The following is a 19,905-nucleotide window of genomic DNA, read 5'->3' as shown; positions in this document are numbered from 1 at the left end:
CCTGGGAGCGCTTCGCACTCCAGCGGGAGCAAGCTCCCTCGCCACAGAGTGTGGTTTATTCAGTTGCTGATGGGTACTTCGTGTAGATCCAGTACTCGATCCACCATCAACTGAATACCCTCTACCATCCGATGAATCCCCAGCACCGCATCACGGTGCGGGCCGTCGATTTCAAAAGCCAGATTACCCGCCAGTGCCTGTACGGATGCCAGGTCTTGGGAGGCATTGGCGAGCAGGGTTTCGGTGTTCAGACTGGGTAGTACGGTGAAGATCTGGTCGGATGGTGAATCACCAGCTTGGCGGGACTCGGCTTGAGATGAGATTGAACCAGTTAGCAAGTTGTCGCTGATCATCATTAAACTCCATATGGAATAGGCTCCTAGTGACTTTTCAGGCTTGCAGTCCCGGTCACTGGATTGGCAGCGACTCGAGAAGGTTAGGTGTGCGAGTTCCGACGGACAACCTGAAAGGCTTGTCGGAAAGTTTTGAGGCGCTTGCACCGACGCCATCGCAGGCAAGCCAGCTCCCACATGGAATTGAGGTACGGTCTGACAACGGGGTCAAATGTGGGAGCTGGCTTGCCTGCGATTGGCATTTACAACCAACAAAAAACCCGCTGACCAAACTGGCCCAGCGGGTTTCTTGTTTATGCAGCCAGCCGATCAAAAATCCGCCAACTGCCACACCTCATACGCCGGTGTCTCATACGGGTGGCTAAGTTTGAGAGCAGCCACAACAGCCACAATCAACTCATCCGCCACCACCAGCTCAACCTTCCACTCTTCAACCACTTCAACCTGGCCCACCTGCCCGATAAACGGCTGACTGCCGTCCAACGCGCGGAATTGGCCCTGGCCCAGCACTTGCCAGGCGCAGCTGTCGTAGTCGCCGATGCGCCCGCCGCCGGCTGCGAAGACGGCGGTTTTTACCGTCTCCACATGGCTGTCGGGCACGAAGAAGGCGAGCTTGTACACGGCCTTAGTTCACCCACACGCGAGCGTTGCGGAACATGCGCATCCAGGCGCCGTCTTCGCTCCACTCTTCCGGGCGCCACGAGTTTTGCACGGCGCGGAATACGCGTTCCGGGTGCGGCATCATGATGGTCACGCGACCGTCGCGGCTGGTAAGGCCGGTGATCCCGCGTGGCGAGCCGTTCGGGTTGGCCGGGTAGCTTTCGGTGACCTTGCCGTGGTTGTCGACGAAACGCAGGGCTACAGTGCCGGACAGGTCGGCTTCAAGCAGCGCTTCTTCGCTGCTGAATTCGGCGTGGCCTTCACCGTGGGCGATGGCGATTGGCATGCGCGAACCGGCCATGCCCTGCAGGAAGATCGAGTTGGACTCCTGCACCTGCACCATGGCGACACGGGCTTCGAACTGCTCGGAACGGTTACGCACAAAGTGCGGCCAGAACTCGCTGCCCGGGATCAGTTCGCTGAGGTTGGACATCATCTGGCAACCGTTGCACACACCCAGGGTGAAGCTGTCGTTGCGTTCGAAGAAGCCCTGGAACGCGTCGCGGGCACGGCTGTTGAACAGGGCCGACTTGGCCCAGCCTTCACCGGCACCCAGCACGTCGCCGTAGGAGAAACCACCGCAGGCAACCAGGCCTTTGAACTCGTTGAGGTCAACGCGACCGGCGAGGATGTCGCTCATGTGCACGTCGATCGCATTGAAGCCGGCGCGGTCGAACGCTGCTGCCATTTCCACCTGGCCGTTGACGCCCTGCTCACGCAGTACGGCAACCTGTGGGCGAATGCCCTTCTTGATGTAAGGCGCGGCGATGTCCTGGTTGACGTCGAAGCTGAGCATGGTGCTCAGGCCCGGGTTGTCTTCTTCCAGGATCACGTCGAACTCCTGCTCGGCGCAGTCGGCGTTGTCGCGCAGACGCTGGATCTGGTAGCTGGTCTCGGCCCACTGGCGTTGCAGCAAGCGGCGCTGACCGGTAAAGACCGTGTCGCCGTTGAAGGAGATATTGACTTCGCCGTTGTTGATCGGCTGGCCAATCACCGCCACGCACTCGGCCAGGCCAGCGGCGCTGAACTGCGCGAGCACGTCTGGGGTAGCGTCCTGACGCACCTGAATCACTGCACCCAACTCTTCGTTGAACAGGATGCCGTTGATTTCGGCAGCATCCTCGGCAACGCTGTCGAGCACGATGTTCAGGCCGCAGTGACCGGCGAAGGCCATTTCGACAACGCTGGTCAGCAAACCACCGTCGGAACGGTCGTGGTAAGCCAACAGGTGGCCGTCGGCGTTCAGGCCCTGGATCACGGCGAAGAAGGCTTTGAGGTCTTCGGCGTCATCGACGTCCGGGGCCTGCTTGCCCAGCTTGCCGTGGGTTTGCGCCAGGATCGAGGCGCCCATGCGGTTCTGGCCACGGCCCAGGTCGATCAGGATCAGGTCGGTGGTGCCCTTGTCCATGCGCAGTTGCGGGGTCAGGGTCTGGCGGATGTCAGTGACCGGCGCGAAACCGGTAACGATCAGCGACAGCGGCGAAGTCACGCTCTTGTCGGTGCCGTCTTCGTTCCAACGGGTGGCCATGGACATGGAGTCCTTGCCCACCGGAATGGTGATGCCCAGCTCCGGGCACAGCTCCATGCCCACGGCTTTGACCGTGTCGTACAGGCGCGCATCTTCACCCGGGTGGCCGGCAGCGGACATCCAGTTGGCCGACAGTTTGATGTCGGACAGCTTGCCGATGCGCGAAGCGGCGATGTTGGTGAGGGTTTCACCAATGGCCATGCGACCCGACGCCGGAGCGTCCAGCAAGGCCAGCGGTGTGCGCTCGCCCATGGCCATGGCTTCACCGGTGTACACGTCGAAGCTGGTGGCGGTGACGGCAACGTCAGCCACCGGCACTTGCCATGGGCCGACCATTTGGTCACGGGCAACCAGGCCTGTGATGGTGCGGTCGCCGATGGTGATCAAAAAGCTTTTGCTCGCCACGGCCGGGTGGTGCAGCACGCGTTCGATGCTGTTGGCCAGGTCCAGCGTGCTTGGGTCGAAATCATCGCCCAGCTCGCTTTCACGTACCGCCGAACGGTGCATGCGCGGGGCCTTGCCCAGCAGCACTTCCAATGGCATGTCCACCGGGCTGTTGCCGAAGTGGCTGTCGGTGACGGTCAGTTGCGGCTCGGCAGTGGCTTCGCCGACCACGGCAAACGGGCAACGCTCGCGTTCGCAGATGGCCTGGAAGCGTGCGAAGTCTTCAGGACCGACGGCCAGTACGTAGCGTTCCTGGGATTCGTTGCTCCAGATTTCGTGCGGGGCCATGCCCGGCTCGTCGTTTGGAATGTTGCGCAGTTCGAAACGGCCACCACGGTCGCCATCGTTGACCAGTTCCGGGAAGGCGTTGGACAAACCACCGGCGCCGACGTCGTGGATGAAGCTGATCGGGTTCTTGTCACCCAACTGCCAGCAACGGTCGATGACTTCCTGGCAACGGCGTTCCATCTCAGGGTTTTCGCGCTGTACGGAAGCAAAGTCCAGATCTGCCGAGCTGGTGCCGGTGGCCATGGAAGAGGCCGCGCCGCCGCCCAGGCCGATCAGCATCGCCGGGCCGCCGAGCACGATCAGCTTGGAGCCGACCAGAATCTCGCCTTTCTTGACGTGTTCTTCACGGATGTTGCCCATGCCGCCGGCCAACATGATCGGCTTGTGGTAGCCGCGCACTTCATCGCCACGCGGGGTGGTGATGGACTGCTCGAAGGTCCGGAAGTAGCCGGTGAGCGCTGGGCGCCCGAATTCGTTGTTGAACGCGGCGCCGCCCAGCGGGCCTTCGATCATGATGTCCAGCGCCGTGACGATGCGCTCAGGCTTGCCATACGGCACTTCCCACGGCTGTTCAAAGCCCGGGATCTGCAGGTTGGACACGGTGAAACCGGTGAGGCCCGCCTTGGGCTTGGCACCACGGCCGGTGGCGCCTTCGTCACGGATTTCGCCGCCCGAACCGGTGGCTGCGCCCGGGAACGGGGCAATCGCGGTCGGGTGGTTGTGGGTTTCAACCTTCATCAGGATGTGCACCGGCTCCTGCACCGCGCCGTACTGGCGGGTTTCCGGGTCCGGGAAGAAGCGACCGGCGACGGAGCCGACGATCACCGAGGCGTTGTCCTTATAAGCCGACAAAACGCCTTCGCTGTGCATCACGTAGGTGTTCTTGATCATGCCGAACAGGCTTTTTTCCTGGCTTTGGCCGTCGATGTCCCAACTGGCGTTGAAGATCTTGTGACGGCAGTGCTCGGAGTTGGCCTGGGCGAACATCATCAGTTCGATGTCGTGGGGGTTGCGCTTCAAGCCGGTGAAGGCGTTGACCAGATAGTCGATCTCGTCTTCGGCCAGGGCCAGGCCCAGCTCGGTGTTGGCCTTCTCGAGGGCGGCGCGGCCACCGCCCAGCACGTCAATCGCGGTGAGCGGCTTGGGTTCGGCGTGGCTGAACAGGCCGGCAGCCTGTTCCAGCTGGCTGACGATGATCTGGGTCATGCGGTCGTGCAGGCTGCTGGCGATCAGCTCGGCCTCGGCGTCGCTGAACTGCCCGGCGACGTAGAAGGCGATCCCACGCTCCAGGCGCTGGATTTTATCCAGGCCGCAGTTGCGGGCGATGTCGCTGGCCTTGCTCGACCAGGGCGAGATGGTGCCGAACCGTGGCAGAACCAGGAACAAGCGGCCAGTCGGCTCTTGAACGGGAACGCTTGGGCCGTACTTCAGAAGGCGTGCCAGCACTTGCTGTTCGTCGGCGGTCAAGACGCCGGTTACGTCGGCGAAGTGAGCAAATTCAGCGTACAGGCCTGTAACAGCTGGAACCTTCTGGCTCAGTTGCTCAAGGAGTTTGCTGTGGCGAAAGGCAGAAAGGGCAGGAGCGCCGCGCAGGATCAACATCTTCGGGACAGCCTCGGGAAGGGGTGTGCTTTGAGGCCGTGCATTCTAGCGTAAACCTTCGCCAACGGCACCCGAAACGCTACCGGTGGCCGCCGCCGAACGTCAGTTGGCACGCTTTGCCTGCAGTTACGGCGTTATCCAGGGTATTGGGCGCAGTTATTTTAACCGTCACAATCGCTCGCCAAGCCCCGTTTCTGCGGGCTGCAGCACAGTTTTACGCTGGCTAGCAGACAAGTGCGCCGCTGTCGAGATATGGCGCCGTGAGCCGTTTGCGTATACTGCGCAGATGTTCTTCCCAACTGTTTCGCGCCTGCGATGCGCCAAATGGCTCATCGCCACCTTGCTCTTCCTGATGCTCAGTGCCTGTGTTGATAAACCCAGCACACTGGAGCGAATCAAGGAGGATGGCGTATTGCGGGTGGTCACTCGCAACAGTCCCGCTACGTATTTCCAGGATCGCAACGGTGAAACCGGCTTCGAATACGAACTGGTCAAGCGCTTTGCCGACGACCTGGGGGTGAAGCTGGAAATCGAGACGGCCGACAACCTCGACGACCTGTTCAGCCGGCTGGGCAAACCCAACGGCCCGGTACTCGCCGCCGCCGGCCTGGTGAGCAGCGACCAGCGCCAGCAGCAGGTGCGCTTCTCTCACCCGTACCTTGAAGTCACCCCACAGATTATCTACCGCAACGGCCAATCGCGCCCCACCAACGCCGCCGACCTGGTGGGCAAGAAGATCATGGTGCTCAAGGGCAGCACCCACGCCGAGCAACTGGCGGCGCTGAAAAAACAGAACCCGGCCATCGAGTACGAAGAATCCGACGCCGTTGAAGTGGTGGATTTGCTGCGCATGGTCGACGAAGGGCAAATCGACCTGACCCTGGTGGACTCCAACGAAGTGGCCATGAACCAGGTGTACTTCCCCAACGTGCGCGTGGCCTTCGACCTCGGCAATGCCAGCAATCAAAGCTGGGCCGTGGCAGCAGGCGACGACAACAGCCTGCTAAACGAGATCAACAGTTACCTGGACAAGGTCGAGAAGAATGGCACCTTGCAACGCCTGAAGGACCGCTACTACGGGCACGTCGATGTCCTCGGCTATGTCGGCGCCTACACCTTTGCCCAGCACTTGCAACAACGCCTGCCCAAGTACGAGAAACACTTTCGCGCCTATGCCAAGGCCGAGAAAGTCGATTGGCGTTTACTGGCAGCCATTGGTTATCAGGAATCGCTGTGGCAACCCACGGTCACGTCCAAGACCGGCGTGCGCGGCCTGATGATGCTGACCCAGAACACCGCGCAAGCCATGGGCGTGTCCAACCGCCTTGACCCCAAGCAGAGCATCATGGGCGGCGCCAAGTACCTGGCCCGGATCAAGGATGAGCTGGACGACAAGATCGCCGAACCCGACCGTACCTGGTTCGCCCTCGCCGCCTACAACGTAGGCACCGGCCACCTGGACGACGCGCGCCTCCTGGCGAAGAAAGAAGGCCTGAACCCGAACAAGTGGCTGGACGTGAAGAAGATGCTGCCACGCCTGTCGCAGAAGCAGTGGTACAGCAAGACCCGCTACGGCTACGCCCGCGGCGGCGAGCCGGTGCATTTTGTGGCGAACATTCGACGTTACTACGACATTCTTACCTGGGTGACCCAGCCGCAGCTGGAGGGCAACCAGGTGGTGGAAGGCAACCTGCATGTGCCGGGCGTGGACAAGACCAAGCCGCCACAAGACACCCCACAACTCTGATCACGGCAGCCCGCACACTGCAAATCCCTGTGGGAGCCGGGCTTGCCCGCGATGGCGGCCTGACAGTCGAGGTAGTCGGCGCCTGACACACCGCTATCGCGGGCAAGCCCAGCTCCCACATCTGATCATCGTCGCCTTATAGGCCGGTGAGCAGATGGAGCACGCCGCCCGGCAGTACCATCACTGCGGGTATACCGGCAGCCTTCAACGCCGACTCATCCAACCCACCCACCTCCTTCAATTGCACGCGCACCCGCGTGAGTGCCACGCGCTGCTGTGACGTGACGTTCCCCTCCCCGCCCAATGCACTCACCACATCGGCCGACAACAGGCTCGGCGTCGTCGGTGCGACCGTCTCGGCCACCAAATCAGGCGTCAGGGCTTTCCAGAACGCCCGCTGCAATTTCTCGAACATGCTCAGTGCTCCACGACAGGTGAGGTTTCAACGGTGGCCGCGTGGTACAGGCGCAGGGCCTCGCGCACTTGGTCGGCTTCTTCCAGGCCCAGCACTTGGCGGGCAATGATCTGGCAGTCGTGCAGGTCCAGTTCGCGCACGGTGGCCTTGATGGTGGGGATCAGCGGCACGCTGACCGACAGCTCATCCACACCCAGGCCGATCAACGCCGGCACAGCAAGGGTTTCGGACGCCAGCGCACCACATACGCCCACCCACTTGCCATGGGCATGGGCCGCCTTGACGGTGATGTCGATCAGGCGCAGGACGGCCGGGTGAAAACTGTCGGCCTGGCTGGCCAGGCGCGGATGGTCGCGGTCCATGGCCAGGGTGTACTGAGTCAGGTCGTTGGTGCCGATGGAGAAGAAATCCACATGGGGCGCAAACACATCCGCCATCAGCGCTGCGCTGGGGACTTCGATCATGATGCCCAGCTTTGGTAACTCGGCCAGCCCGAGGGCCAGCGCCTCTTCTTCGAGCATCTTGCGCGCCAGATGCAGCTCCGACAGCAGGCTGACCATCGGCAACATGATATGCAGCCGCGCCAAGCCTGCACTGGCAAGAATCGCACGCAACTGTTCACGCAGCAGTTCGGGGCGTTCCAGGCACAGGCGGATACCGCGCAGGCCAAGGAATGGGTTGGTCTCGCTTTCCATCGGCACATAGGCCAAGGGTTTATCGCCGCCCACATCCAGGGTACGTACCACCAGATTACGCTCGGGGCCGAGGGCGCGGGCGATGGCGCTGTAGGTGTCGGCCTGCTCCTCTGCGCTCGGGGCACGGTTGCGTTCCAGGTAGAGGAACTCCGAACGCAGCAGACCCACGCCTTCAGCGCCCAGGGTCAGTGACTGTTCCACTTCCTGCAATGAGGCGACGTTGGCTGTGACCTCGACGTGGTGACCGTCGCGGGTGACCGCCGCCTGTGAGGCCTGTGCCACTTCACGCTGCAGCCGTAGCTTTTGCTGTTGACGAACCGCCTGCAGTTGCTCGATTTCAGCCAGGTTCGGCTCCAGCTGCAGCTCGCCTTTGTCGGCGTTGAGCAGTACCCGCTTGCCGTTGGCCAAGGCCAATACTTGACTGGGTACGCCGCAAAGGGATGGCAGGCCGAGGGCCCGGGCGAGGATGGCCACGTGGCTGGTAGCGCCACCGGCGACCGTGACGAAGCCCAGCACTTTGCTGGTATCCAGGCCGGCGGTTTGTGAGGGGGTCAATTGTTCGGCGACCAGAATGGCGCACTCCGGCAGCTCCATGGAACGCTCCGGCACCCCCAGGATCAACTTGAGCACGCGCTGGCCGACGTCGGCCAAATCCGCCGCACGCTCAGCCAGCAGCGTTTTACCCAAGCCTTCGAAGAGCCTGGCGGTCGCCACCGTGGCCGTATTCCAGGCAAAGGCCGCGCTCTTGCCTTCGGCCAGCAGGCTATGGGCTTGTTCAAGCAGGGTCGGGTCTTCGAGCAGTTCCTGGTGGGCGCGGAAGATCTCGGCCTGGGCACTGCCGGCCGCCTTGGCCTGCAACGCTTGCAGCGCCTCGTTTGCCGCCCGCAGGCCACGGGCCAATGCGGTACGTTCGAAGGTTTCTCCGGCACCGGCTTCGGGAATCTCAAGCGCCGGTTCAGCCACTTGGACAACCTGGCCGAACGCCGAGCCCGGCGACGCGCAGACGCCTCGCAACACGGACGCAGAAGACGCAGGCGTGGCGGGCTCGTTGATCGCCTCGACCGCTACCGGCAGCGTCTCGCCACAGCCGTCGAGCAGCAACGCCACCAGCGCCTGGATTGCCGCCTCGGCATCTTCCCCCGCCGCGCTCACTTGCACGCTGTCGCCCTGGGAGGTCTGCAGCGCCATGATCGCCACAAGCGACTTGGCATTGGCGCTCAGGGTTTGCTTGTGCAGGAAAATGCTGGAACTGAACCCCTTCGCCGCCTGGGCAAACACCGCCGCAGGGCGGGCGTGCAGGCCGCTGGCATTGGGCAATGTCACTGGCTTGGAAAACAGCGCATTGCCCTCTTCCTCGTCCACCTCAGCGGGCATCGGCCCCGGTGAGACCTGCACCAGAGGCTGGCCGGACTCCACCAGCGCCTGACCGGCCACCAATGGCACAAACGGCTCGCCGCTCACAATGAGCATCAAGGTCAGCAGGCTGCGTGCATTGAGCGCCACGTAATCGGCATCGAACTCGATCAGCGGCTGCCCGGCCTCCACCCGCTGGCTCTCCTCGACCAGCCGGGTGAAGCCCTGGCCCGCCAGGTTCACGGTGTCCAGGCCAATATGCAGCAGCACCTGCACTCCGTTATCGGCGGTGACACTGACGGCGTGTCCGCTGTCCTGAATATTGCTGATCACCCCGGCCAACGGCGCGCAGAGGGTGTGCGAGGTAGGGTCGATGCACAGGCCATCGCCAATCACGCGGCCGGAAAATACCGGGTCGGGGACCTGATCCAGCGCCAGCAAAACCCCGGACAAGGGTGCCAGCAGTTCCAGGGGTTGAGATGTGGTCATGACTTCACCTGTTTGTGTTGTTCTTTAAAAATCATTGAGCCGATGCAAGGTTGAGGATGACGAAGATCAAAGGTGGGAGCGGGCTTGCTGTGGCGAGCAAGCTTGCTTGCGCTGGGGTGCGAAGCGCCCCCAAAAGCCTGCGACTGCTGCGCAGTCGAGCGGGAGCAAGCTCCCTCGCCACAGCAAGCCCGCTCCCACACGAGCCCGGCTTACTTCCACCAATATTCGACCTGCACACCGACGTTCGACCCATGCCGCGCCGTGCCATAGGCGCCGGTGTCGGACAACGCCGAGCCCGCCGCCAGCTCATTGGCCGCACGCTTGGCCGCTTTATTCCAGGACGCATAGGTGTAATACAACCGTACTTCCGGCCGCGCCCAGAACTCAGGGCCTTTGGGCGACCAGGTCGGGGCGAAGGTAAATTTGCTCAATTTGCGCGTACCGCCGGTGGCCTCGACCTGATCGTGCCCCAGCTCAGTGACCAGTTTGAATTGCTCGCTGAGCGCATACGCAGGACGCACACCGAGCGACATCCAGTTCTGGTCCTGGCGCCCTGGGCGCACATCTTTCTGGTACACCGCCTCGACTTGCCCGCCGAAACGCGGGGTCACTTGCCAATCAAAGAACTCCACGGCGCGGTAACTTTTGCTGCTTTTGTCCAACGTGGTATTGCCGGTGTAACCCAGACCGGTGCCGGGGCCTTCGCCGTACTGCAGGGCAAACTTGTTCTTGCCACCCAGGAAGGCCGCTTGTACATGCTGCGCCGTCAGCGCCCAGCCACTGTTGGTGTCACGCCCACCGGCCTTGGCGATGTAGCTCAAGCCAAGTTCCAGTTCGCCACCGGCGTTGGTCTTGAAACCTGCGACGTTGAAGTCGTGACGGGTGGCGTACTCCTTCTGGTACAGGTTGTCCTTGCGCGACAGGGCGTAGCTGTATTTCAAGCCGCCGATCAACACGTCCTCGATCCCTCCACCGGTGGCGCTCTGGTTCCAGTAGTAGAAGTCGGAAATATGGATGTCGTTACGTTTGTAGTAACGCCGCCCGGCCCACAGCGAACCGCCATTGAGACTGGGCAGGTTGGACCATTGCGCATACATCTGCGGCATGCGCGCCGAGCCATTGTTTTCACCCTGGAACTTCAGGGCACGGTCGTACTTGTTATAGAGGGAAGCCATGGCATCGACGCTGAACACCGAACCGTCATCGAGGGTCAGCAAATCCTGACGCAGTTCCAGCTCGGCGTACTGCTCGCATTCGTTGCCCAAGCGGTACTTGGTTTGCGCACCCGGCAGTTGGAAACATTGCTGCTTGCCGCTGCCCGTTGACGTGCCCGCGCCGCTGCGCAAATACCCGGCAAATTCCAGGGCCTGCGCGCCAAAAGGCACCGTGAGGCAGGAAGCAATAAGGCCCAGTTTTATTGTTGTTTTCATGAAGTGCTCCTTTTATTTTTATTGTTTTTTCTTGCTGTCTTGCGTGACGCGATCACCTGTAGGAGCGAGCTTGCTCGCGAAGAATTTGCAACCTCCACGCAACACCTGGAGGGGCGCGTTAGCGTTGGCGATCTTCGCGAGCAAGCTCGCTCCTACAGGGGGCATTTCAACCAGTCAGGTGCAGCACGAAGGATTCATAAGGGCGTAGCACCATCGTGCTTGTGCGCAGCGGGCAATCGGGGTAGTTGCTGATCAGAAGGCGTTGCTCGTTTGCGGCGTTGATCACGCCTTCGGGCAGTTGGATCTCGCACGACGATCCATAGAAGTTGTTGAGTACCAACAGGCGCTCGCCATGACCTTCACGCAGGTACGCCCAGACCTGGAGATGGTCTTGCAGCAACGCACGGTAAACGCCTTGCTGTATCAGCGGCTCGCGACGGCGCAGGTCGATCAGCCTGCGGTAGTGATGCAGCACCGAATCCGGGTCATCCATCTGGCTGTTGACATTGATCTGCGCAGCATTCGCGGGAATGCCGATCCAGGGTTCACCGCGGCTGAACCCGGCGTTCGCTTCGGTGCTCCACTGCATGGGCGTACGCCCGTTATCGCGGGACTTCTGCATGATCGCCGCCATGCTCGAAGCTTCGGACTCTCCCGCGTCGCGCTTGAGGCGGAAGATGTTCAGGGTTTCCACATCGCGGTATTGCGAAATGCTGTCGAAGCCGGGGTTGGTCATGCCCAGCTCTTCGCCCTGATACACATACGGCGTGCCCTGCAGAAAGTGCAGCGCCGTGGCGAGCATCTTGGCCGAGACCACGCGGTATTCGCCGTCGTCACCAAAGCGCGAGACCACCCGTGGCTGGTCGTGGTTACACCAGAACAACGCGTTCCAGCCGCCACCGGCCTGCATGCCCACCTGCCAGTCGGAGAAAATCTGCTTGAGTTGCAGGAAATCGAAATCGGCCTTCACCCACTTCTGCAGGTTGGGGTAATCGACTTTCAGGTGATGGAAATTGAAGGTCATCGACAGCTCTTTCGACGCTGGATTCGAGTAGCGAATGCAGTGTTCCAGGCGGGTGGATGACATCTCGCCCACGTTGATCAGGTCATGGCCTTCAAAGACCTCGCGGTGCATTTGCTGCAGGTATTGGTGCACGTTCGGGCCGTCGGTGTAGAAACGGCGACCGTCGCTGTTGTCTTCGGGGAAATCGGCGGGCTTGGAGATCAGGTTGATCACATCCAGGCGGAAGCCGCCCACGCCTTTGTCGCGCCAGAAACGCATCATCTTGAACACTTCGGCGCGCACCTTGGGGTTGTCCCAATTGAGGTCGGCCTGGGTATGGTCGAACAGATGCAGGTAGTACTGGCCAGTCTGCGCTTCGTATTCCCAGGCCGAGCCGCCGAACTTGGATTCCCAGTTGTTCGGCTGGTCACGCCAGATGTAGAAGTCACGATAGGGATTGTCGAGGCTGCTGCGCGCCTGCTGGAACCATTCGTGTTCGATGGAGGTGTGGTTGACCACGATGTCGAGCATCAGCTTGATACCATGCTTGGCGGCTTCGCTGATCAGCAGGTCGCAGTCGGCCATGGTGCCGTAGCTGGGGTCGATGGCGTAGTAGTCGCTGATGTCGTAGCCGTTGTCGCGCTGGGGCGAGCGCAGGAACGGAGTAACCCACAGGCAGTCCACGCCCAGCCACTTGAGGTAATCGAGTTTGTCCACGATGCCCAGCAGGTCACCGGTGGCGTTACCCGCGTGGCTGTGGAAGCTTTTGGGGTAGATCTGGTAGATCACCGAGTGTTGCCAGGTTTGCATGGTGGATTCCTTCAGTAGAGTTGGGTGTTGGCCCTTCCGGCCTCATCGCAGGCAAGCCAGCTCCCACATTTGAATGTGTTCACACATCACTGTGGGAGCTGGCTTGCCTGCGATAGCGATCTTCAGGCGACCCGGTAACCAGGCCGAACGATCTTCATGCTCAACATGCACGTCAGCGCAAACGGCACGACCATCGCCACGACCATGCCAATCACGAACATCGGAATGGCGCTCGGTACGATCGAGATAAACCCGGGTAGCCCACCGACGCCGATGGCCGAGGCCTGCACCTTGTTCAACGACAGGAAAATGCTGCCCAGCGCCGAGCCCAGCAGAGCGGCATAGAACGGGAATTTGAAACGCAGGTTCACCCCGAACATCGCCGGCTCAGTGATGCCGAAGTAAGCTGAAATGGCCGAGGTCGAGGCCATGCTTTTGTCCCGCGCATTGCGAGTCATGTAGAACACCCCGAGCGCGGCGCTGCCCTGGGCCAGGTTGGACATGACGATCATCGGCCAGATAAAGGTGCCGCCCTGGGTGGAAATAAGCTGCAGGTCGACGGCCAGGAACATGTGGTGCATACCGGTGATCACCAGCGGCGCATAGAGCAGGCCGAAAATCGCGCCGCCGACCATAGGTGCGATTTCAAACAGGGTGACCAGGCCTTCGGTAATCAGGATGCCGAGGTGACGCGTCACCGGGCCGATGATTGCCAGGGCCAGCACACCAGTGACCACGATGGTGGTGATCGGCACCACCAGCAGTTGAATGGCATTCGGCACCCGCGCCCTCAGCCACTTCTCGATCACGCTCATGACAAAGGCCGCCATCAGGATCGGCAGGATCTGCCCCTGGTAACCCACCTTCTCGATCTGGAACCAGCCGAAGATATCGAAGTACGGAAGGCTCTGGCCGTCGAGGCCGGCGACCGCCTTGCCGTAGTTCCAGGCGTTGAGCAGGTCCGGGTGCACCAGCATCAGGCCCAGCACGATGCCGAGGATTTCACTGCCGCCGAACCGCTTGGCCGCCGACCAGCCCACCAGTGCCGGCAGGAACACGAAGGAGGTGTTGGCCATCAGGTTGATCAGGCTCCACAGGCCATCCAGATTCGGGTAGGCCTCCAGCAGCGTCTGGCCTTCGATGAACATGCCCTTGGCGCCCATCAGGTTGTTCACGCCCATCAACAGGCCGGCAATGATCAGCGCGGGCAGGATCGGCATGAACACATCGGAGAACACCCGCACCAGGCGCTGCATGGGGTTGGCCTTGTCGCCGCCGGCTTTCTTGACGTCGGCAATGGTCGAAGCGGCAAGGCCGGTCAGTTCGCGCAGGGCGGCGTAGACCTTCTCCACTTCGCCGGGACCGATCACCACCTGGAACAGGCCGCCGGTAAAGAACGAACCCTTGACCAGATCGACCTGGTTCAGGGCACTGCTGTTGACCAGGCTGGGGTCCTTGAGCGCCAGGCGCAGGCGGGTCACGCAATGGGCAGCCTGCTCAAGGTTTTCGCGGCCTCCGAGGTTGTCGAGGATCTCGCGGGCAATCGTTGAATAGTCGTGGCTCATGCTCGTTTTCCACTGTGATTGTTTTTATGGGTGGCAGTCGTTGGCAGCACGCCGAGGAGGGAAAAGTACTCGTCTGTACGAGTTAAATCAACAACTCGTCTGTACGAGTTACACTTTTGTTTATTCATACGATCTTTCCGTCAGGTTTTTCACCTACGGGCACGGGTGTCCAATGGACAAACCCAACCTCTGCCACTAAGGTTCCTGCCTTGAACGCGCAGTCCACCTTCATAACGCCGGGCAAGAGCCATCCCATGAGCAAATACAACCAGATCTATACGGATCTGCTTGCCAGCATCACCACCGAGCGCCTGCAACGCGGTACGCGCCTTCCCTCCGAAACCGAACTGATGGACGCCTACCAGGCCAGCCGTGGCACCGTGCGGCGCGCCATCGAGCAGTTGCAGGAGCGTGGCTTTGCGCAAAAGATCCACGGCAAGGGCACCTTTGTGTTGTCGCCCAACCCGATCGAGTTCCAACTGGGCGGCATCGTCAGCTTCCACGAAACCCACGCTGACCTGGGCGATGATGTACGTACCGACGTGGTCGAGTTCACCCAGATCCCGTTGGAAGGCTCACTGCTGCAACACATCGAGGCCGAACCCGGCACCCTGATCACGCGCATCAAACGGGTGCGCCGCATCGGCGGCAAACGCGTGATTCTGGACATCAACCACTTCATCAGCGACCTGATTCCCGGCCTGGACCGCGACATCGCCGAGCAGTCGATCTACGCGTTTATCGAGCAAACGCTGCAGCTGCAGATCAGCTACGCGCAACGCACCATCGAAGCCCTGCCACGCAGCAAGGACGACCAGGCGCATCTGGATCTGGAGGGGCAAAGCCATGTGATTGTGGTGAGTAACCAGACGTTTTTGCAGGATGGAAGGCAGTTCGAGTACACCGAGTCGCGGCATACGTTGGATAAGTTTTACTTTTCGGATATAGCGCGGCGGTAAGCGTAAGCCGTGAAACCCACTGACACCACGAAAAATACCCTTCACGAAAAACCTTCTTCGTAGTGACTGCATTAACTGTTGCGCAGACGCCGTACACATTATCCGAGTCAAACCAAGGGAGAGAATACGATGTTCAGGAAGAGCCTGGTGTCGAGTATGTACGCGTTGCTATTGATCGGCTGCACCGGCAGAGGCTTTCAACCACCGCCGCCGGAATTTACCAATTGGAAGAAGATCGGGGTGTCTGAAGAGGGCGTCAAACACGCCATGACCGCATGCGGCTATACCAACCTGATAGGGACGGGCGACAGAACCCCGATTGACCAGGTGCTCACGCGGTTTTATTGCATGAAAGACGCAGGTTTCAAGCGCACAGATAACATTGACCTTTGCAAGGAAGGCCGCATCGGCGAATCACCCGTTTGCGAAGGCCGCCGGTAATCCGTCAGCGAAAAGACACAAGGTGCTTGGCGATGCACAAAGCTGCCAGAATTTGCCAGACCCAAAAAGCCAAAAGCCCGCAATTACGCGGGCTCCAGGGCATTTCTTGCTAGATCGTGCCGGACAATGCCGGACGTCCCATCATTCCCACTCAATCGTCGCCGGCGGCTTGCTCGACACGTCATACGTCACGCGCGAGATACCTTCGATCTCGTTGATAATCCGGCCGCTGACCGTCTCCAGCAGTTCGTAAGGCAGGTGTGCCCAACGCGCTGTCATGAAGTCGATCGTCTCTACGGCACGCAACGCAACAACCCATGCGTAACGACGACCATCGCCTACAACGCCAACCGATTTCACCGGCTGGAATACCACGAACGCCTGGCTGACCTTGTGGTACCAGTCGGCCTTGCGCAGTTCTTCGATGAAGATGTGGTCGGCGCGACGCAGCAGGTCGGCGTATTCCTTCTTCACTTCACCCAGGATACGCACGCCCAGGCCCGGGCCTGGGAATGGGTGGCGGTAGACCATGTCGTACGGCAGGCCCAGTTCCAGGCCCAGACGGCGGACTTCGTCCTTGAACAGTTCGCGCAGCGGTTCTACCAGCTTGAGGTTCATCTCCTCAGGCAGGCCACCCACGTTGTGGTGGGACTTGATCACGTGGGCCTTGCCGCTCTTGGCGCCGGCCGACTCGATCACGTCGGGGTAGATGGTGCCCTGGGCGAGGTACTTGATGTTGTCCAGTTTGTTGGACTCGGCATCGAACACGTCGATGAAGGTGCGGCCGATGATCTTGCGCTTCTTCTCCGGGTCGGACTCGCCGGCCAGGTTGTTGAGGAACTGGTCCTCAGCGTTGGCGCGGATCACCTTGACGCCCATGTTCTCGGCGAACATGGCCATCACTTGCTCACCTTCGTGCAGGCGCAGCAGGCCGTTGTCGACGAATACGCAGGTCAGCTGGTCGCCAATGGCCTTGTGCAGCAAGGCGGCCACAACCGAGGAGTCAACGCCGCCGGACAGGCCAAGCAATACGTTGTCAGTGCCGACCTGGGCGCGCACTTGGGCGATGGCGTCTTCAGCAATTTTCGACGGGGTCCACAGGGCTTCACACTCGCAGATGTCGAGGATGAAACGCGACAGGATGCGCCCGCCTTGCTTGGTGTGGGTCACTTCCGGGTGGAACTGCACCCCGTAGTAGCGACGCTCATCGCTGAACATGCCGGCAATCGGGCAGCTCGGGGTGCTGGCCAGGATGTGGAAGTCTTCCGGCATTTTGGTGACCTTGTCACCGTGGCTCATCCAGACGTCGAGGCCGAACAGGCCGTCGGCGTCGATGTGGTCTTCGATGCCGTCCAGCAGGCGGCTCTTGCCGACCACGTCCACACGGGCATAACCGAATTCACGCAGCTCGGAGCCTTCTACCTTGCCGCCCAGTTGCTCGGCCATGGTCTGCATGCCGTAGCAGATGCCGAATACCGGCACACCCAGGTCGAATACCGCTTGCGGGCAGCGCGGGCTATTGGCTTCGTGCACGGACTCGGGGCCACCGGCGAGAATGACGCCTTTGGGTGCGAATTCGCGGATCGCTTCATCGTCCATGTCGAACGGATGCAGTTCGCAGTACACGCCGATTTCACGCACGCGGCGGGCGATCAGCTGGGTGTACTGGGAACCGAAGTCGAGGATCAGGATGCGGTGGGCGTGAATGTCGAGGGCCATGAAGTCAGTCTCGTCTAATGAATCAGAAACAACTCGGGGCTGAAGAACAGCCCCGGTTACTTAACGTTTTGCTGGAAGCCTCAACCTACACGGTAGTTTGGCGCTTCCTTGGTGATCTGCACGTCGTGGACATGGGATTCAGCCATGCCGGCGCCGGTGATCCGTACGAACTCTGGCTTGGTGCGCATTTCTTCGATGTTGGCGCTGCCGGTGTAGCCCATCGAGGAACGCAGGCCGCCCATCAGTTGATGGATGATCGCGCTCAGGGTGCCTTTGTACGGCACACGGCCTTCGATGCCTTCCGGTACGAGCTTCTCGGCGCCTGCCGAAGAGTCCTGGAAATAACGGTCGGAAGAGCCTTGCGCCTGGGACATGGCGCCCAGCGAACCCATGCCACGGTAAGCCTTGTACGAACGGCCCTGGAACAGTTCGATCTCGCCCGGTGCTTCTTCGGTACCGGCGAACATCGAGCCCATCATCACGCAGGAGGCACCGGCTACGATGGCCTTGGACAGGTCACCGGAGAAACGGATGCCACCGTCGGCGATCAAGGGTACGCCAGTGCCTTCAAGGGCAGCGGCGACGTTGGCGATGGCGCTGATCTGCGGCACGCCCACACCGGCGACGATACGCGTGGTGCAGATGGAGCCTGGGCCGATACCGACCTTGACTGCGTCGGCGCCAGCTTCGGCCAGGGCCTTGGCGGCAGCGCCGGTGGCGATGTTGCCGCCGATCACCTGCACTTCAGGGAAGTTCTGCTTGACCCAACGCACGCGGTCGATCACGCCTTTGGAGTGGCCGTGGGCGGTGTCGACCACTACCACGTCAACACCGGCAGCGACCAGCGCCGAGACGCGATCACCGGTGTCTTTACCGGTACCGACAGCAGCGCCAACGCGCAGACGACCTTGGTCATCCTTGCTGGCCAGTGGGTAAGCCTTGGCTTTTTCGATGTCGTTGACGGTCATCATGCCTTTGAGGGCGAATTTGTCGTCGACGATCAGCACGCGCTCGATGCGGTGCTTGTGCAGCAGTTCGCGCACATCGTTCTTGTCGGCGCCTTCCTTGACGGTGACGAGGCGCTCTTTAGGCGTCATCACTTCGCGGACGGTGACTTCAAGGCGGTTCTCGAAACGCACGTCACGGGAAGTGACGATGCCGACCAGGTCGCCATCGTGCAGCACCGGGACGCCGGAGATGTTGTGCATACGCGTGAGTTCGAACAGGTCACGCACGGTGGCGTCAGCTTCGATGGTGATCGGATCTTTCACCACGCCGGCTTCGTAACGCTTGACCTTGCGCACTTCGGCAGCTTGCTGCTCGATGGTCATGTTCTTGTGGATGATGCCGATGCCGCCTTCCTGAGCCATGGCAATGGCCAGACGGGCTTCGGTGACGGTGTCCATGGCAGCGGAAACCAGGGGAATATTCAGCTCGATGCCACGGGTTAGGCGGGTCTTGAGACTGACTTCGTTAGGAAGCACCTCGGAATAACCGGGCACTAGGAGAATGTCGTCGAATGTCAGAGCTTCTTGGCTGATACGCAGCATCGCGGGGGCTCCCGAGCGGGAAAATGGAAGCGCGCCATTATATACATGCACCCTGCCGGGCTCAATGTAAAACTCTGACAAACTTGGTAATACTGATAGATGGGTAATTTCATCGCCCCGATCATTCCCATGCTCCGCGTGGGAATGCCTCTGGTGACGCTCCGCGTCGCCTTGGGGCAGGATTCAAAATCTCCGACAACAACGGGACGCGGAGCGTCCCATGCGGCGTTGCCCACGCGGGAGCGTGGGAACGATCGTGTTCGGCAAAAAGTTACAGTTCGACTTTGACCCAGCTCATTTTTTGATCGAGCCAATCGGCAAACTCGTCGATAAAGCTCTGTTTGAAGCCCGCCTCCGCCCAGTTGTTGAAAATGAATCCCAGGTTGGAAAACCCGCATTCCTGCAGGAACAGAAAGCCATTGATGTCGTCTTCATGCCCACATAGCGGGCAGGTGAAGTTATCGGTGTGGCCAGGCATCCAGTCTTCCAGGCTTTCAAACAGCGCCTCGCCGACTTCCTTTAGGCACTCCGGGCAGCCCGCTTCTTCGAGGAACCCCTTGGCCGGCGTGTAGATGCAACGCTTGTAGATGATCTCCAGGCCATTGACCGGCTCGTTGAACGGCAGCGCTTCGGGGTGCAGCACCACCGCGCGGGCACCATCGGCCAGGGCGTAGCCCATGCGGTTGCCGGTACGCCCGCAAGTGGTGAGCTCTTCCTTGATGATGTTCTTGCGCACCAGCCAGCGCACAATCGCCCGGGCGCGGGGTTCGTGGACCGGCAAGGTGGAGATTTTCGGGACAAGGATGCTTTGGGAGTTCATGGGAGTCCTGCGGTGTGGCTATTGGCGCCATCGC

At 60.9% G+C, this 19,905-nt stretch carries 14 protein-coding genes; 3 read left to right on the top strand and 11 right to left on the bottom strand.

All coding sequences use genetic code 11. The features are described from left to right. Positions 1–59: 59 nt before the first annotated feature. The 3 genes from APH41_RS07885 to purL form a co-directional block, all read right to left on the bottom strand. Positions 60–353 carry a DUF6124 family protein gene (locus APH41_RS07885; protein WP_256220181.1) on the bottom strand — a complete coding sequence of 98 codons (294 nt, stop codon included), beginning with the start codon at positions 351–353 and terminating at the stop codon, positions 60–62. A gap of 309 nt (positions 354–662) precedes the next feature. Then, a complete protein-coding gene (locus APH41_RS07880; RefSeq protein WP_003193986.1) occupies positions 663–974 on the bottom strand; it encodes an NIF3 1 in 312 nt (103 codons plus the stop codon). Positions 975–978: 4 nt separating this feature from the next. Beyond that, on the bottom strand, positions 979–4,875 hold the full coding sequence (gene purL, locus APH41_RS07875; RefSeq protein WP_054897796.1) for a phosphoribosylformylglycinamidine synthase: 3,897 nt from the start codon (positions 4,873–4,875) through the stop codon (positions 979–981). Between the two features lie 286 nt (positions 4,876–5,161). Here purL and mltF point away from each other — a divergent pair, with 286 nt between their 5' ends. Then, positions 5,162–6,622, top strand: a complete 1,461-nt coding sequence (gene mltF / locus APH41_RS07870; protein ID WP_054897797.1) for a membrane-bound lytic murein transglycosylase MltF — start codon at positions 5,162–5,164, stop codon at positions 6,620–6,622. 136 nt (positions 6,623–6,758) lie between these two features. Here mltF and APH41_RS07865 read toward each other — a convergent pair whose 3' ends face one another. The 5 genes from APH41_RS07865 to treP form a co-directional block, all read right to left on the bottom strand. Further along, positions 6,759–7,037, bottom strand: a complete 279-nt coding sequence (locus tag APH41_RS07865; protein WP_054897798.1) for a PTS transporter subunit EIIB — start codon at positions 7,035–7,037, stop codon at positions 6,759–6,761. Between the two features lie 2 nt (positions 7,038–7,039). After that, positions 7,040–9,574 carry a phosphoenolpyruvate--protein phosphotransferase gene (gene ptsP / locus APH41_RS07860; protein WP_054918302.1) on the bottom strand — a complete coding sequence of 845 codons (2,535 nt, stop codon included), beginning with the start codon at positions 9,572–9,574 and terminating at the stop codon, positions 7,040–7,042. Between the two features lie 209 nt (positions 9,575–9,783). Beyond that, positions 9,784–11,004 (bottom strand): carbohydrate porin, encoded by a 1,221-nt coding sequence (locus APH41_RS07855; RefSeq protein ID WP_054918301.1) that lies wholly within the window; start codon positions 11,002–11,004, stop codon positions 9,784–9,786. Positions 11,005–11,170: 166 nt separating this feature from the next. Next, on the bottom strand, positions 11,171–12,817 hold the full coding sequence (treC, locus tag APH41_RS07850) for an alpha,alpha-phosphotrehalase (RefSeq protein ID WP_054918300.1): 1,647 nt from the start codon (positions 12,815–12,817) through the stop codon (positions 11,171–11,173). Between the two features lie 122 nt (positions 12,818–12,939). Beyond that, entirely contained in the window at positions 12,940–14,382 is a 1,443-nt protein-coding gene (treP, locus tag APH41_RS07845) for a PTS system trehalose-specific EIIBC component (RefSeq protein WP_054918298.1), read from the bottom strand. Positions 14,383–14,636: 254 nt separating this feature from the next. On the opposite strand from treP, the gene treR reads away from it, so the two are divergent. Together treR and APH41_RS07835 are read left to right on the top strand one after the other, a co-directional pair. After that, positions 14,637–15,341 carry a trehalose operon repressor gene (gene treR / locus APH41_RS07840; protein ID WP_054918297.1) on the top strand — a complete coding sequence of 235 codons (705 nt, stop codon included), beginning with the start codon at positions 14,637–14,639 and terminating at the stop codon, positions 15,339–15,341. A gap of 129 nt (positions 15,342–15,470) precedes the next feature. Then, positions 15,471–15,782, top strand: a complete 312-nt coding sequence (locus APH41_RS07835) for a hypothetical protein (RefSeq protein ID WP_054897803.1) — start codon at positions 15,471–15,473, stop codon at positions 15,780–15,782. A 141-nt stretch (positions 15,783–15,923) separates the two neighbouring features. Here APH41_RS07835 and guaA read toward each other — a convergent pair whose 3' ends face one another. The 3 genes from guaA to APH41_RS07820 all read right to left on the bottom strand — a co-directional run bounded on the left by guaA (position 15,924) and on the right by APH41_RS07820 (position 19,871). Further along, on the bottom strand, positions 15,924–17,501 hold the full coding sequence (guaA, locus tag APH41_RS07830) for a glutamine-hydrolyzing GMP synthase (RefSeq protein ID WP_014719806.1): 1,578 nt from the start codon (positions 17,499–17,501) through the stop codon (positions 15,924–15,926). Between the two features lie 80 nt (positions 17,502–17,581). Further along, on the bottom strand, positions 17,582–19,051 hold the full coding sequence (gene guaB / locus APH41_RS07825) for an IMP dehydrogenase (RefSeq protein WP_034128014.1): 1,470 nt from the start codon (positions 19,049–19,051) through the stop codon (positions 17,582–17,584). A 271-nt stretch (positions 19,052–19,322) separates the two neighbouring features. Next, entirely contained in the window at positions 19,323–19,871 is a 549-nt protein-coding gene (locus tag APH41_RS07820; RefSeq protein WP_005791157.1) for a hypothetical protein, read from the bottom strand. Positions 19,872–19,905: the final 34 nt, after the last annotated feature.

The organism is Pseudomonas sp. NBRC 111138 (genome assembly GCF_001320835.1).
Lineage (GTDB): Bacteria > Pseudomonadota > Gammaproteobacteria > Pseudomonadales > Pseudomonadaceae > Aquipseudomonas > Aquipseudomonas paracarnis.
Note: the sequence above shows the minus strand (reverse complement) of the source record. Positions and strands in the feature narration are given on the sequence as shown.